This is a genomic window from Streptococcus sp. (assembly GCF_032481935.1).
Taxonomy (GTDB): Bacteria; Bacillota; Bacilli; order Lactobacillales; family Streptococcaceae; genus Streptococcus.
This window is the reverse complement of the sequence record NZ_JAWERU010000011.1, coordinates 62,474-77,931: the sequence shown is the minus strand read 5'-3', so window position 1 is coordinate 77,931 and position 15,458 is coordinate 62,474. Positions and strand designations below refer to the sequence as shown.

Below are 15,458 nucleotides of genomic sequence, written 5' to 3'. Positions count from 1 at the left end.
GACAGAAATCGGTAATTCGTTAGAATTCGATTTCGTCGTCCCACCTCCGCACAGTTGAGTAGGGCTGTAAAAGCTGATGAAATCAGCGTAGTAGAGCCCTACTCAACCACTGCGTCTTGCTCGACAATCTAAAGAGAATTGAGAGGCTAGGACTTTTGTCCCAGCCTCTTCTTGTCTTGCCAACTAAAATAATCAGAAGGCTTCTGAGAAAAGTTATTTTCAAACTTTTTTGATATAATAGAAACATTGACTTGAAGAATAAGGAAGAGAAAATGAACGAATTATTAAAGGGAATGAATGACCGTCAAGCTGAGGCTGTTCAAACGACTGAAGGTCCGCTGCTGATCATGGCGGGTGCTGGATCTGGTAAGACTCGTGTTTTAACCCACCGTATTGCCTACTTAATTGATGAAAAGATGGTAAACCCATGGAATATCTTGGCCATTACCTTTACCAATAAGGCTGCGCGTGAAATGAAGGATCGTGCTTATGGACTCAATCCAGCTACTCAGGATTGTTTGATCGCGACCTTCCACTCTATGTGCGTGCGTATCCTACGTCGCGATGCGGATCACATTGGCTACAATCGCAGTTTCACGATTGTGGATCCAGGTGAGCAGCGGACTCTCATGAAACGCATCCTCAAGCAGTTAAACTTGGATCCTAAAAAATGGAATGAACGCACCATTTTGGGAACTATCTCCAATGCTAAGAATGATCTGATTGACGATGTGGCTTATGCTGCCCAGGCAGGAGATATGTACACGCAAATTGTAGCTAAGTGTTATACGGCCTATCAGAAAGAACTTCGCCAGTCAGAGTCGGTGGACTTTGATGACTTAATCATGTTGACCTTGCGTCTCTTTGACCAAAATCCTGATGTTTTGACTTATTATCAGCAGAAGTTCCAGTACATCCACGTTGATGAGTATCAAGATACCAACCATGCCCAGTATCAATTAGTTAAACTCCTGGCTTCACGCTTTCAAAATATCTGTGTAGTTGGGGATGCAGACCAGTCTATCTATGGTTGGCGTGGTGCTGATATGCAGAATATCTTGGACTTTGAGAAGGATTATCCTCAAGCCAAGGTAGTTTTGTTGGAGGAAAATTACCGCTCAACCAAGACCATCCTCCAAGCTGCTAATGACGTTATCAAAAACAATAAAAATCGTCGTCCTAAGAATCTCTGGACTCAAAATACTGATGGGGAACAGATTGTCTACTATCGTGCTAATGATGAACAAGACGAGGCTGTCTTTGTAGCCAAAACCATCGATGAACTTGGTCGAAGCCAAAACTTCCTCCACAAGGACTTTGCAGTTCTTTACCGTACCAATGCCCAATCTCGTACTATTGAAGAAGCTTTGCTTAAGTCTAATATTCCTTATACTATGGTCGGTGGAACTAAGTTCTATAGCCGTAAGGAAATCCGTGATATTATCGCTTATCTGAATCTCATTGCCAATTTGAGTGATAATATTAGTTTTGAGCGGATTATCAATGAACCAAAACGTGGCATTGGACCAGGAACAGTAGAGAAAATCCGTGACTTTGCCAACCTACAAAATATGTCGATGCTTGATGCTTCAGCTAACATCATGTTATCAGGAATTAAAGGTAAGGCAGCCCAGTCTATCTGGGATTTTGCCAATATGATTCTTGATTTGCGGGAGCAACTGGACCAATTAAGCATTACTGAGTTAGTAGAAGCAGTCTTGGAAAAGACAGGCTACGTGGATATTCTCAATGCCCAAGCGACTTTGGAAAGCAAGGCTCGGGTTGAAAATATCGAAGAGTTTCTTTCTGTTACCAAAAACTTTGATGATAATCCAGATAATCAGGAAGAAGAAACTGGACTGGATAAACTCAGTCGATTCCTCAATGACTTGGCCTTGATTGCAGATACAGACTCTGGCAGTCAGGAAACATCAGAAGTAACCTTGATGACGCTCCATGCTGCCAAGGGACTGGAGTTTCCAGTTGTATTCTTGATTGGGATGGAAGAAAATGTCTTTCCACTTAGTCGTGCAGCAGAAGACATGGATGAACTAGAAGAGGAACGCCGTCTAGCCTATGTCGGTATCACGCGCGCAGAGAAAGTTCTCTATCTGACTAATGCTAACTCACGCTTGCTGTTTGGTCGAACGAACTATAATCGCCCAACACGCTTTATCAATGAGATTAGTTCAGATTTGCTAACTTATCAAGGTTTGGCGCGTCCAGCTAATAGTAGCTTCAAAGCATCTTATAGCAGTGGTGGTGTCGCCTTTGGTCAAGGCATGAGCCTAGCTCAAGCTCTACAAGATCGCAAACGCAACGCAGCACCAAGATCAATTGAATCAAAAGGACTACCTTTTGGACAATTTGCTACTGGATCAAAATCAACTTCAAGTGAAACCAGCTGGTCTATTGGTGATATTGCCCTTCATAAGAAGTGGGGCGAAGGAACTGTTCTAGAAGTTTCAGGAAGTGGATCTACTCAGGAATTGAAAATCAATTTCCCAGAAGTCGGCCTTAAAAAACTTTTAGCCAGTGTAGCACCGATTGAGAAGAAGTAAGTTATCTAAATGTTTTTATTAGCAATCAAACTTTGACGCGGTAGCTGATTGAACTTTTTGTTCGTCTTTTAGACTCCAAAAAGCTCCTAATCATCCTCGCGGGGCTGGGACTACGAAATCGAGACATTGTCTATCGATTTCTGTCCCACCGCCATTTTTAAGAATACTCTTATCACAATCTTGTGATAATTTACATTTTCATAACAAAAAGGTTTTTTGCTCACACGATTTTAAAAATAGTGTATAATTGAGACTGTATTTGAAAGGAGAAAAAATGACTGAAAAACAAATGAAAACTTTAGGTTGGATTGCAACCTTTATGTCTGTAATGATGTATGTCTCTTATATTCCTCAAATTATGAACAACCTTGCGGGTCAAAAAGGGAATTTTATCCAACCAGCAGTAGCTGCACTTAACTGCAGTCTTTGGGTTTACTACGGTCTCTTTAAAAAAGAACGAGATATCCCTTTGGCAGCAGCCAATGCACCTGGTATCGTTTTTGGACTTATCACCGCTTTGACAGCTTTAATTTAATATAGCTAATGAACTCTTCTTCGTATTTAAGCATGAAGGAGAGTTTTTCTTTATCCGAAATTCCTAAAAAAACATGATATAATACTATTAGAAAGGTTGGTGTTTATGGCTAGAATACTTATCGTTGAAGATAATAATGAGATTCAAGAAATTTTGAGAACTCTTCTTTCTGAGGAGCATGAGGTGATTCAGGCTTTTTCTGGTACTGAAGGAATGATACGATTTGAACAAGGTGACATTGATCTAATCATGTTAGATATTATGCTTCCAGGAAAAAATGGTGATCAGGTTTTAAAAGTCATTAGACACGATAGTTCAGTTCCTGTCATCATACTAACTGCCCTAAGCGATAAAAAGCTCATCAGCCAATATCTATTAGATGGTGCTAATGATTATATCGTAAAGCCTTTTGATTTGGATGAAGTTTTTGCCAGGGTTACGGTACAATTACGTCAAAATAGTGACAAGCAATCAGCTGAAATAGAAAATCCTGACAAATTGATTCAACAGTTAAAAAATATTCAATTTGATGCAGATAGTTTTGAAATCAAAAATTGCCAGGAAACTATTCGCCTAGCTAAGAAAGAATGCTTGATTCTCCAAACCTTGCTGAGACATCCTAAGAAAATTTACACGAAAGAAGAACTCTATGAATTGGTCTGGGAGGATACTTATTTACCAGGCGACAATACTCTCAACACTCATTTAAGTAATCTCCGAAAAAAATTAGGTCAACTAGATCCAGAGCAAGAGTATATTGAAACTATCTGGGGAGTTGGTGTTCGGTTAAAAGGAGATGAGCAATGATCTATATTTTACTTTCTTCGCTACTGCTGGTTATTATCCTATTGACGATAGGGTTGATTCGCTATCATCTAGCACTGGTAAACTTGAGCCAACAAATTGAAGACAAGATTCTGACTGGAAGTATGAAGAGAATCGGAGTGTCAACTTTCTCCAAGGATTTTTTACATCTTTACCAGCAAATCAATCATCTCTTTCAAGAAGTTGAGCAGTCACGTTTGATTATGAAGCGAGAGAAGCAGACTTTAGACATGGCTATTAGCAATATTGCCCATGATATTCGGACGCCTTTAACGATTGCGTCGGGTTACACTCAGCAATTGCTTAAAACAGAAAATCCTGAGTCTGAGAACTTGAAAAAAATTGCTCATCATCTCAATCAAGTTTCAAAACGCCTAGAGGCTCTTTTGGACTATCGTCGGTTAATGGAAGGAGCAGTAAAACCTGACTTATCTGAGTTAGAAGTCTCGACATTTATGACGCAAAAATTGCTGACCTATTATGATTCGTTTCAGACGGCAAAGATTAACCTTGATTTGCAAGTGGAACCTGGTTTGTATTTACTGACAGATCCAGATTTATTAGACCGTATGTTACAAAATCTTATTGGCAATGTTCTAAAACATGGTAAGGATGAAGCGAGGTTTTCTCTGAAGGAAGTGAATAACCACATCTGTTTGGAAATTGCTAATCTGGTCAAACAACCGATTCGTAAAATTGAAAATCTCAGTCAACGATTTTACTCTGAAAACCTCTCAGATACAGAAGAATCATCAGGTTTAGGTCTTTATATTACAGAAGAATTATCCCATCTACTTGGTGCAGAACTACAACTAAGTACTGATGGTGCTTGGTTTACAGTTAAGATACTCTTTTAAAACAAGCAACCTCCTCTTTTTGAACAGAGGAGGTCATTTTTATAAGCTTTTCTTTTTGAAAACAGCAAGTCCACTTATGGTAAAGAATAGAATAACAGTCACTGTAACGATAATGGTGTATAGAACGGCCTGGCTATAGGCAGTCATGGCATAGGCAAAATTCAAGGATAAATAGCGCAAAATCTCGATATCTGGAAAGATAAGCATTGGCATTGAAAGTAAGATAGAACTAATTAAATAGCCAATGAAAACAGCCAAATAAGAATGAGTCACATAGAGAATGAAGGACACAATAGATAGCCAAGCTAGAAGGCAGAGGAATTGAAGAGTAATTGTTAGAAGGAGATTGCCAATAAATCCTTCTGGCATCGTACCAATCCCGTTTAGGATAGTTGCTGGTACGAAAGCAATAACTAGACTAACAAGAATTTGCATTAGAGCGATACTTGCTAATACTACAAACTTAGCTAGGAAGAATTCTGTACGAGAAACACCCACTGTCAAACTATTTTTATAGAGTTTTCCGATAAGATCAACTCCTAGAACTAAGCAAGCAAGGATAATACAGAGGAAAACTAGGTTTGAACCTTGACTAGATGCGTTAATCAGGGCTTGAATACCATCCCAGCCTTTACTTAGAAGTTCAGTTTCTGGAGGTGTTGTATCAACTGACATTAGATGTCCTGTAGCCCCAATAGTAGCTCCCATTAACATGAGTGCAAAGAGAACAATCTCTGTAATCCAAAAACCTTTGGAACGGAAAAGACGGTAAAAGTCTGCTTGAATTGTATGAATCATGATCTTCCTCCTATTTTACTAATTGTGTGAAGTATTCTTCAAGATTTTGACGAGCATAGTAAATCTCATCAACAGCGACATCTGCTAGAGTAAGTTCTTTGAGAATTCGTTTGACATCTTGTTCATGACTAAAAATATGAATCTCATTATCTGAATTCACAACTTTAAATTCAAGACGCACTTTGTCTTTTAAGATTTGACTAGCTTTTTCTTTTTCACTTGTTTTCAGAACGATATAGTCTTCATTCAGTGTCTCAAATTCAGCCTTACTGATTTCTCGAATGATTTTTCCTTGGTCCAGAATTCCAAAGCGATTGGCAACAAGATAAAGTTCTGACAAGATATGACTAGAGATGAGAATGGTCATTCCTTTCTCTTGATGCAGACGTTGAATCATTTGACGAAACTCTTTGATACCGATTGGGTCAAGACCATTGATGGGTTCATCAAGGATGAGAAAGTCTGGTTTTGATAGGAGAGCGATAGCAATGCCTAGACGTTGTTTCATCCCAAGAGAGAAATCTCGAAAAACTTTTCTACCTGTATCTGTTAACCCTACATACTTTAATGTTTCCTCAATGACTTGATCAGCATTTGGGATATGTCGAATAGTACAATAATATTTAAGATTTTGATAGGCTGTTAAATGATTGTGAGCTACTGGAGATTCAATGACTGAACCTACTCGAGATAGGGCTTTTGTGCATTCCTTATAACTTTGACTGGAAAAGAGGGAAATGGTTCCATGATCAGCAGATAATAATTGAGTAATAATTTTAATCAGAGTAGTTTTACCAGCACCATTCTTTCCGATAAGCCCATAGATATCTCCTTCTTTCACTGAGAGATTAAGATCTTGTAGAATGGGTTGTTTGCCAAAGTGTTTGGACAAGCCATGGATTTCGAGGACTGTTTTCATAGTTTTCTCCTTTAACCTTTAATACTCAATGAAAATCAAAGAGCAAACTAGGAAGCGAGCCGCAGGCTGTACTTGAGTACGGCAAGGCGAAGCTGACGTGGTTTGAATTTGATTTTCGAAGAGTATAAGATGTTTTATTTTTATAATTCTAGTATAAAGCATAGATATCAAAGAATCGTCAAGCATTTCTAAAGTGTTTCTAAAGTTTTTAAGTTTCTAAAAAATAAAAAGCCCAGTTGGCTAGAAATGCTAGTTGACTGGGCTTATTTTCTACAAAATATATTTCTCAATAGCGCGTGCAACACCGTCTTCTTCATTGCTGGCAGTTACGGCGTCAGCAAGAGATTTGACATAGTCGCTAGCATTTCCCATGGCAATCCCAAGCCCTGCAAACTCTAGCATCTCAATGTCGTTATTGGCATCACCCATGGCCATGATTTCAGAAGGTTGGATATCCAAAATCTCAGCCAAACGAGAAAGTGCAGAAGCCTTAGTTGTACCAAGAGGCATTGCTTCATAGATAACTGGTTGTGAACGAACTCCACTAAATCTCTGACAAAGTTCATCAGCAAATCGTTGTTCAAAGTCATTTGTTTCTTCCTTGGTACCTAAGAACATACCTTGGAACATTCGATATTTACCACTAGTAGCCTCCTCAAGTGAGATTTCAGTCAGGTCAGCAAAAACAAGTGTGGCATCATATTGAACGATAGCATTTGGTTTGCCTCCGAGAACGAAGTAGTGTTCTTCATCAAAGAGAGTCAACTGAACCTCACTCTTTTCAGCAAGGTCATTCAGGTATTCGATGTCAGATTTGCTAAGTTCTCGCCAGTCAACAAGGCCCCAATCACTAGTTTGGTGGGTAGAACATCCATTGTTGACGATGACGTATTCATTCTGCAAATCAAGACCGAGTTTCTTGTAGTAGGGAAGAACTCCAAAGAGAGGTCGACCAGTACAGAGAACCAGTTTAACTCCTTTGTCGATAGCCTTATGAATGGCATCAATATGAGCCTGAGGGATTTCCTTGGCTTCGTTGAGTAGAGTTCCATCCATATCAAGAGCAAGTAATTTAATCATAGTATTTCCTTTTCACGTATTTTGTCTATATTATAGCATATTTTGGATGAAATAAGGATTACTATGTCAATTTAGGACGTTTCAATTACAATTCATGATTTGAAGAAGCTTTTTGGCAAATATATGCTATACTAAACTTGCAATATACTGATAGTGGATAAAAAAGCAGAGGGTTTATCATGAAAAGAAGAACAGTACAGATTTTACTAGCCTTGTTGGTAATCATTTATAGAAAGACATGGTTTTGGTGGATTTTTAATCATTTTGCAGGTAGGCTTGTACCTGCTAGTAGAGAATTTTTTCAAATTCTTGCTTTTTTAGAGCTTAGCGTTACTCTTCTAGCTATTCTTTATTTACTAGTATTCGAAGGTAGAAGAATTCTTGAGTTGAAGTGGAAATGGAGATATCCAGTTTATTTGCTTCTTGCTTATGGAGTCAATCATCTTTCAGGTATTGTGTTTTCCTTTTTAACCCCAGCAACGTCCAATCAAATGGCTTTAAATGAATTAGTTGAGATGACAGGGAGACAAGAGTTACTATATTTATTGCTTATTACTTATCTGCTAGGACCAATTACAGAAGAATTGGTTTATCGAGGAGTTCTCATGAATACATTTTTGAAAGATTCACCTTGGTATGGAGATGTTTTACTATCAGCCTGTGTCTTTGGCTATGTGCATGTTTCTGATGGGATAACACCACTTGCCTTTTTCACCTATGCAAGCGGAGGAGCGATTGTAGCATTCCTCTACCGAAAAACTCACTCTCTCTATTATCCCATTTTACTTCACATCATGATCAACATTGCTGCATTTTGGGAATTATGGGTACTCTTGTTTCATTCTAGGTAAATATAAAAAAGTCGGAGTTTATTCCGACTTTTTTGATATGGGATAGGTTAAAATAAGGGCTTTATATCAATCTGTTTTGACTTAAAAAATGATATAATAAAAGGTAATGACAAAAACAAATGAGGCAGAGATGAAACTACTTTATACCGATACTCGGACTTCTTTGACAGAAATCCTAACCAAGGAGGCTCAAGGACTAGTTGACCAAGGCAAACGAGTCTTTTACATTGCCCCTAACTCTCTTTCTTTTGAAAAGGAACGCGCCGTGCTGGAGTGCTTGAGTCAGCAGGCTTCTTTTGCTATCACAGTCACGCGCTTCGCTCAAATGGCTCGTTATCTTGTTTTAAATGATATTCCTGAGAAGTCTAGTCTTGATGATATCGGTCTGGGTATGGCTTTCTATAAATGTCTGTCTGAGATAGACCCTAAGGACTTACGGGTTTACGGGGCTATTAAGCAAGATCCGCAATTCATCCAGCAACTAATTGAGATTTATCATGAAATTTCAACTGCAAAGATGAGTTTTTTGGACTTGGAAAGATTGACAGATGCTGATAAACGCTCTGATTTACTCTTGATTTTTGAAAAGATAACAGCTTATTTAAATCAAGGTCAAGTTTCACAGGGAAGTCCATTATCCTATCTGATTGATGCTATCGAAGAAAACAAGGTAAGTAGTGATTTTAGTAAGATTGCCCTAGTCATTGATGGTTTTACCCGTTTTTCTGCAGAAGAGGAACACCTAGTGGATTTGCTTCATCGTAAGGGAGTTGAAATTATTATTGGTGTCTATGCAACTAAGAAAGCCTACACTAGCCCCTTTAGTGAAGGGAACCTCTATCAAGCCAGTGTTGAATTTCTACGTCATTTAGCTTTTAAATATCAGACTAAGGCAGAAGATGCATGTCAAGAGCATGGAAAACTTGATGCCTTTGCTAAAGCCTCAAAATTACTGGAAGGTGCTTATGATTATTCTGAAATTAGTTTAAAATTAGATGACGAGGATAGAAATGATTTGCAAATCTGGTCTTGTCTGACCCAAAAAGAAGAACTGGAATTAGTTGCTCGAAGTATCCGTCAGAAATTGCACCAAGAGCCAAAACTTAGCTATAAGAATTTTCGAATCCTACTTGGTGACGTAGAGTCCTATAAACTATCCTTGCAGACAATTTTTAATCAATATCAGATTCCTTTTTATCTGGGCAAGAGTGAGTCTATGGCTCATCATCCTCTAACTCAATTCGTAGAATCCATCGGGCGTTTGAAACGATACAATTTTCGTCAGGAAGATTTGATTAATCTCTTACGCACTGGCTTGTATACTGACCTTAACCAAGAGGAAATTGATAGCTTTGAACAATATCTTCGTTATCTAGGAATTGATGGTCTTTCTAGCTTTAAACAAGAATTCACAAAAAATCATCATGGGAAATTTGATTTAGAAAAATTAAATAAGCTTCGTGTTCGTGTTCTAAATCCACTAGAAACTTTATTATCTAGTCGTAAGCAAAAAGCTGAGAATCTTCTTGCTAAATGGAACAACTTTTTGAAGAATTCCTTTGTGACCAAGCAGCTGCAAACCTTATCTGCAACAATGGAAGTAGTGGAGCAAGAAAGACAAGAGGAGGTCTGGAAGGCCTTTTGCCACGTAATGGAGCAGTTCGCAACCGTATTTGAAGGTTCCCAGGTCACTTTAGATGATTTCTTGGCACTTCTTCATTCAGGTATGAGCTTGTCCAATTATCGTACGATCCCAGCAACAGTAGATACTGTCCTGGTGCAAAGTTATGATTTGATTGCGCCTTTGACAGCTGATTACATCTATGCACTTGGTTTGAGTCAAGATCACTTGCCTAAAATTGCTCAAAACACTAGTTTGTTGAGCGATGAAGAAAGAGAAGTGCTGAACCGAGCAACTCAAGAAGGTTCTCAATTACTGATTGCAAGTCAAGAAAACCTCAAGAAGAATCGCTATACCATGCTTTCTTTGGTCAACTCTGCTAGGAAGGAATTGGTCTTATCAGCACCAAGTTTACTCAATGAAAATGAGAGTAAAGAGTCAGTTTATCTGAAAGAATTGCAGGACTTTGGTTTTACCAAAATCGAAAAGAGAATCGACAGAAAAAATCTATCAACAGAAGATATCGGTTCTTATCACAGTCTTTTGTCTAGTCTGGTTGCCTATCATCAGCAAGGTGAGAGTGAGACAAGCGACCAAGACTTAACCTTTGTAAAAGTTCTGGCTCGTGTGATGGGTAAAAAGTTGGAAGGCAAAGGTTTGGAAAATCCTGTCCTACCGACAAGTCCGAAAAGCAAGGCTTTAGCTAATGATACACTGGAAGCTTTATATCCTCAGGAACAAGATTTCTATCTATCTACTTCTGGGTTAACAGAATTTTACCGTAATGAATACAGTTACTATCTCCGTTATGTCTTAGGTTTGCAGGAAGAATTGCGTCTGCGTCCTGATGCACGAAGTCACGGTAATTTCTTGCACCGTATTTTTGAACGTGCATTGAAAATGCCGAGAGATGAATCCTTTGATCGACGTTTAGAACAAGCAATCTCTGAAACTAGCCAAGAGCGAGAATTTCAAGCTATTTATCAGGAGAGTTTGGAGGCTCAATTTACTAAGGAAGTCCTCTTGGATGTCGCCCGTGCTACTGGACATATTCTTCGACATAATGAGGATGTTGAAACGATTCAGGAAGAAGCTGTCTTTGGGGGCAAGGATCAAGCCTTTATTCAGCTAGATAATGGTCGAAATGTCTATGTTCGTGGGAAGGTTGACCGAATTGACCGTTTGAAAACTTCTGATGCTATCGGTGTTGTAGATTATAAGTCTTCTTTGACTCAGTTCAAGTTCCCTATGTTTTATAATGGTCTTAACTCGCAATTACCAACCTATCTAGCTGCCCTCAAGCAAGAAGGGAATACGGATTTCTTTGGAGCTATGTACCTAGAAATGGCTGAACCAATTCAGTCATTACAAACTGCTAAAACTCTTTCTAAAGCAGTAGCAGAAACCAATAAGACTATGAAATACCAAGGCCTCTTTCTTGAAAAAGAGATAAAAAACCTTGGAGAGTTTTACAATAAAAACAAGACTTATCAGTTGTCTGATGAGGAATTCCAGTTATTGTTGGACTATAATGCCCTTCTCTACAAAAAAGCGGCAGAGAAGATTTTATCTGGTGAATTTGCGATCAACCCTTATACAGAAAACGGTAGAAGCATTGCACCCTATGTTCAACAATATCAAGCTATTACAGGTTTCGAAGCCAATTATCATTTAGGTCAAGCGAGATTGTTAGATAAGGTTGCCAAGAGCAATGCCAAGGAAGCTTGGTTTAATAAAATCAGAGAGGAGTTGGAGCGATGAAATTTTTATCTCAAGAAGAGATTACAGCCTTGCAAGTAGCAGAAGTTCAGTCTAACAAGAAACCTAAGAAAACAGCTGAACAAATTCAAGCTATTTATAGCTCTGGTCAAAATATTCTGGTCTCAGCTTCAGCTGGTTCAGGGAAAACCTTTGTCATGGCTGAACGAATCCTTGATCAACTAGCGCGTGGTGTTGAGATTCGCCAACTCTTTATCTCAACCTTTACAGTCAAGGCAGCAACCGAGTTAAAAGAACGCTTGGAAAAGAAAATTAGCCAACAAATTCAAGAAACGCAAGATCTTGAACTAAAAAAACACCTCGGCAGACAATTAGCTGATTTACCCAACGCTGCTATTGGAACCATGGATTCTTTTACGCAAAAATTCCTGACCAAGCATGGTTATCTCCTTGACCTCGCTCCAAACTTTCGTATCCTTCAAAATGAAAGTGAGCAGCTTCTCTTAAAAAATGAGGTCTTTCGTCAAATTTTTGAAAGTCACTACCAAGGTAAAGAACAGGAACGATTTAGTCAGTTGGTGAAGAACTTTGCAGGTAGAAGCAAAGACGCGCGTGGACTGCGTAAACAGGTCTATATGATTTATGACTTTTTGCAATCCACTAGTAATCCTCAGGCTTGGCTAGAAGATTCCTTTCTAAAGGGATTTGAAGAGGCTGATTTTACGGTTGCTACAGAAACCCTTGCAGAGGATATAAAAGAAAGACTTTGGGATTTAGAAAGCTTTTTCCGTTATCATTTGGATAATGATGCCAAGGAATTTGGCAAAGCAGCTTATTTAGAATCTGTCCAACAAGTTCTTGATGAGATCGGTTCTTTAAGCCATAAATCAACCTTTGACAATATCCAAAAAGTGCTAGAGCGAGTTGTGAATATTTCTAAGGATAAGGGAGGTCGTGCTCTTACAAATGCCAGTCGTAAGGCTGAACTACAAGACTTGAAAGAAGTCTACAATCAAGAGAGAAAAGCAAAATTTGAAAAGCTGATCTCACTAAATGATCAAATAACTTTACTAAAATTCCAAGAAGATTATCATCAAGATTCCTGGGACTTGGCAAAGACATTCCAAGTCTTCATGAGGAATTTTGTTGATGCCTACCGAGAACGTAAACGCGAAGAAAATGCCTTTGAATTTGCTGATATTAGCCACTATACCATTGAGATTTTGGAAAACTTCCCTCAGGTTAGACAAGAATATCAGGAACGCTTCCACGAAGTTATGGTCGATGAATATCAGGATACCAACCACATCCAGGAGAGAATGCTGGAACTCCTCTCAAACGGTCATAATCGTTTTATGGTAGGAGATATTAAGCAGTCTATTTATCGTTTCAGACAGGCAGATCCCCAAATCTTCAACGAAAAATTTCATAGATTTGCTCAAGATGGCAAAGAAGGTCAGTTAATTCTGCTTAAGGAAAATTTCCGTAGTAGTTCAGAGGTTCTAGATGCTACAAATGATGTCTTTAGGCATCTTATGGACGAGGAAGTAGGAGAGATATCTTATGACAGTATGCATCAACTTGTTTTTGGAAATACTGATATTCAAGTAAATCCTGAAAACAAGGCAGAAGTTCTCTTATATGATAAGGATGATAGCGATTCTGATGATGAGGAACTTGCAACCAACAAATTAACTGGTGAGATGCGCATGGTGCTTAAGGAGATATTGCGTCTTCATAATGATAAAGGTGTCCCTTTCAAGGACATGGCTCTCTTAACTGCCAGCAGAAGTCGCAATGACCAGGTCCTACTTGCCTTGTCTGAGTATGGTATTCCAGTCAAGACAGATGGCGCCCAATCAAACTATTTGCAATCCCTAGAAGTGCAGGTTATGTTGGATACTCTTCGTGTCATCCACAACCCTCTTCAAGATTTCGCTTTGGTTGCTCTAATGAAGTCTCCAATGTTTAGCTTTGATGAGGATGAATTAGCTCGTCTAGCTCTTCAAAAATCTGAAGAAAAAACTCAAGAAAATTTTTATGAAAAACTAGTCAATGCTCAAGCAAATACGGGTCTTCAAAAGGATTTAATCAAAGCTGAATTACAAAAGAAACTAAACTTCTTCATGGAAACTGTCCAGTCTTGGCGTTTGTATTCTAAAACGCACTCACTTTATGACCTCATTTGGAAAATCTATAGCGACCGCTTTTACTATGACTATGTCGGTGCTTTGCCAAATGGTCAAGCTAGACAGGCAAATCTCTATGCCCTTGCTTTAAGAGCAGATCAGTTTGAAAAGAGTAATTTCAAGGGATTATCTCGCTTTATTCGAATGATTGATCAAGTCTTGGAAGCCCAGCATGATCTTGCTAATGTCGCTGTGGCACCACCTAAGGATGCTGTAGAACTTATGAGTATTCATAAAAGTAAGGGACTTGAGTTTCCTTATGTCTTTATCCTTAATATTGATCAGCAATTTAATAAGCAAGATTCCATGTCTGAAGTTATTCTAAGTCGTAAAAATGGCCTTGGTCTTAAGTACGTAGCTAGAGTAACTACAAATGCAAAAGAGGAATATGTTCCATCTACGATTAAGTTATCCATTCCAAGCTTGACTTATACTCAAAATGAGGAAGAACTCCAATTAGCAAGTTATTCTGAACTCATGCGTCTGCTTTATGTAGCCATGACGCGAGCTGAGAAAAAACTCTATCTAGTTGGAAAGGGATCACGAGAAAAGTTGGAGTCTAAAGAATATCCGACAAATGGAAAAGGTCTTTTGACTCGAGAAACTAGACTAGATGCTACTAATTTCCAAGATTGGATATGGGCCATTTACCAAGCATTTACGAAAGAGAATTTGCACTTCACTGTACGTTTTGAGGGTGAAGAAGACTTAACCAAGGAAGCTATCGGAGAATTGGAAACTAAAAGCCAGCTCCAAGACCAATCCCAAGCAGATAATCGCCAGTCAGAAACCATCAAAGATGCGTTGGAAATGCTAAAAGAAGTGGAAATGTATAATCAAGTCCACCGTGCAGCAATCAATCTTCCAAGTGTACAAACCCCTAGTCAGCTTAAAAAATTTTATGAACCAGTCATGGATATGGAAGGTGTAGTAGTAGCTGGTCAATCTAAACCAAAAGAAACTATTATTCAGTTTGAACTTCCAGACTTCTCCAAGACAGAAAATGTCACTGGAGCTGAGATTGGTAGTGCTACCCATGAACTCATGCAGAGAATAAATCTCAATAAGAAACCAACTTTAGAGACTTTAACAGAGGCCTTGGAGCAAGTTCAAGTAAGTTCAGCTGTCAAATCCAAAATCAATCTAGGAAAAATTTTGTCCTTCTTTGATACAGCTCTCGGTCAAGAGATTCTTGCAAATCAAGATAAACTCTATCGAGAACAACCTTTCTCCATGTTAAAAAGAGACGAGAAGAGCCAAGAAAACTTTGTTGTCCGTGGAATCTTAGATGGTTATCTCCTCTACGATGATAAGATTGCTCTCTTTGACTACAAGACAGACCGTTATGAGCATGCTAGTCAGCTTATTGAACGTTATCGTGGTCAATTAGAACTCTATGCAGAGGCTCTATCTCGTTCATATCAGATAGAAACAGTTGAGAAAAATTTGATTCTACTTGGTAAAGACCAAGTAGAAGTCGTTAAACTTTAAAAAGAAAGGAGA

General features: G+C 38.6%; 10 protein-coding genes. 7 read left to right on the top strand and 3 right to left on the bottom strand.

Going from position 1 to position 15,458, the window contains the following annotated elements:
- Nucleotides 1–272: 272 nt before the first annotated feature.
- The 4 genes from pcrA (at nucleotide 273) to E7C97_RS03525 (ending at nucleotide 4,778) form a co-directional block, all read left to right on the top strand.
- Nucleotides 273–2,561, top strand: coding sequence for a DNA helicase PcrA (pcrA, locus tag E7C97_RS03540; RefSeq protein ID WP_316108166.1), 2,289 nt, complete (start codon nucleotides 273–275; stop codon nucleotides 2,559–2,561).
- A 274-nt stretch (nucleotides 2,562–2,835) separates the two neighbouring features.
- Nucleotides 2,836–3,096, top strand: a complete 261-nt coding sequence (locus tag E7C97_RS03535) for a SemiSWEET family transporter (protein WP_045763891.1) — start codon at nucleotides 2,836–2,838, stop codon at nucleotides 3,094–3,096.
- Nucleotides 3,097–3,201: 105 nt separating this feature from the next.
- Nucleotides 3,202–3,903 carry a response regulator transcription factor gene (locus E7C97_RS03530; protein WP_316108165.1) on the top strand — a complete coding sequence of 234 codons (702 nt, stop codon included), beginning with the start codon at nucleotides 3,202–3,204 and terminating at the stop codon, nucleotides 3,901–3,903.
- Nucleotides 3,900–4,778, top strand: coding sequence for a HAMP domain-containing sensor histidine kinase (locus tag E7C97_RS03525; protein ID WP_316108164.1), 879 nt, complete (start codon nucleotides 3,900–3,902; stop codon nucleotides 4,776–4,778). Before E7C97_RS03530 ends, E7C97_RS03525 begins: the two co-directional genes overlap by 4 nt.
- Before the next feature lie 39 nt (nucleotides 4,779–4,817).
- On the opposite strand, the gene E7C97_RS03520 is transcribed toward E7C97_RS03525, so the two are convergent.
- The 3 genes from E7C97_RS03520 to E7C97_RS03510 all read right to left on the bottom strand — a co-directional run bounded on the left by E7C97_RS03520 (nucleotide 4,818) and on the right by E7C97_RS03510 (nucleotide 7,575).
- On the bottom strand, nucleotides 4,818–5,576 hold the full coding sequence (locus tag E7C97_RS03520; RefSeq protein WP_316108163.1) for an ABC transporter permease: 759 nt from the start codon (nucleotides 5,574–5,576) through the stop codon (nucleotides 4,818–4,820).
- Nucleotides 5,577–5,586: 10 nt separating this feature from the next.
- Nucleotides 5,587–6,495 (bottom strand): ATP-binding cassette domain-containing protein, encoded by a 909-nt coding sequence (locus tag E7C97_RS03515; RefSeq protein ID WP_316108162.1) that lies wholly within the window; start codon nucleotides 6,493–6,495, stop codon nucleotides 5,587–5,589.
- Between the two features lie 270 nt (nucleotides 6,496–6,765).
- On the bottom strand, nucleotides 6,766–7,575 hold the full coding sequence (locus tag E7C97_RS03510) for a Cof-type HAD-IIB family hydrolase (RefSeq protein ID WP_316108161.1): 810 nt from the start codon (nucleotides 7,573–7,575) through the stop codon (nucleotides 6,766–6,768).
- A gap of 179 nt (nucleotides 7,576–7,754) precedes the next feature.
- Between E7C97_RS03510 and E7C97_RS03505 the strand changes: the two genes are divergently transcribed.
- From E7C97_RS03505 to addA, 3 genes are all read left to right on the top strand, one after another.
- Nucleotides 7,755–8,426, top strand: coding sequence for a CPBP family intramembrane glutamic endopeptidase (locus tag E7C97_RS03505; RefSeq protein ID WP_316108160.1), 672 nt, complete (start codon nucleotides 7,755–7,757; stop codon nucleotides 8,424–8,426).
- A gap of 130 nt (nucleotides 8,427–8,556) precedes the next feature.
- Nucleotides 8,557–11,808 (top strand): ATP-dependent nuclease subunit B, encoded by a 3,252-nt coding sequence (gene rexB / locus E7C97_RS03500; RefSeq protein ID WP_316108171.1) that lies wholly within the window; start codon nucleotides 8,557–8,559, stop codon nucleotides 11,806–11,808.
- Entirely contained in the window at nucleotides 11,805–15,446 is a 3,642-nt protein-coding gene (addA, locus tag E7C97_RS03495) for a helicase-exonuclease AddAB subunit AddA (RefSeq protein ID WP_316108159.1), read from the top strand. Before rexB ends, addA begins: the two co-directional genes overlap by 4 nt.
- Nucleotides 15,447–15,458 lie beyond the last annotated feature (12 nt).

Excerpts from the sequence above, each read along its gene's own strand:
- pcrA (WP_316108166.1), top strand. The coding sequence starts at position 273 with ATGAACGAATTATTAAAGGGAATGAATGACCGTCAAGCTGAGGCTGTT.
- E7C97_RS03535 (WP_045763891.1), top strand. The coding sequence starts at position 2,836 with ATGACTGAAAAACAAATGAAAACTTTAGGTTGGATTGCAACCTTTATG.
- E7C97_RS03530 (WP_316108165.1), top strand. The coding sequence starts at position 3,202 with ATGGCTAGAATACTTATCGTTGAAGATAATAATGAGATTCAAGAAATT.
- E7C97_RS03525 (WP_316108164.1), top strand. The coding sequence starts at position 3,900 with ATGATCTATATTTTACTTTCTTCGCTACTGCTGGTTATTATCCTATTG.
- E7C97_RS03520 (WP_316108163.1), bottom strand. The coding sequence starts at position 5,576 with ATGATTCATACAATTCAAGCAGACTTTTACCGTCTTTTCCGTTCCAAA.
- E7C97_RS03515 (WP_316108162.1), bottom strand. The coding sequence starts at position 6,495 with ATGAAAACAGTCCTCGAAATCCATGGCTTGTCCAAACACTTTGGCAAA.
- E7C97_RS03510 (WP_316108161.1), bottom strand. The coding sequence starts at position 7,575 with ATGATTAAATTACTTGCTCTTGATATGGATGGAACTCTACTCAACGAA.
- E7C97_RS03505 (WP_316108160.1), top strand. The coding sequence starts at position 7,755 with ATGAAAAGAAGAACAGTACAGATTTTACTAGCCTTGTTGGTAATCATT.
- rexB (WP_316108171.1), top strand. The coding sequence starts at position 8,557 with ATGAAACTACTTTATACCGATACTCGGACTTCTTTGACAGAAATCCTA.
- addA (WP_316108159.1), top strand. The coding sequence starts at position 11,805 with ATGAAATTTTTATCTCAAGAAGAGATTACAGCCTTGCAAGTAGCAGAA.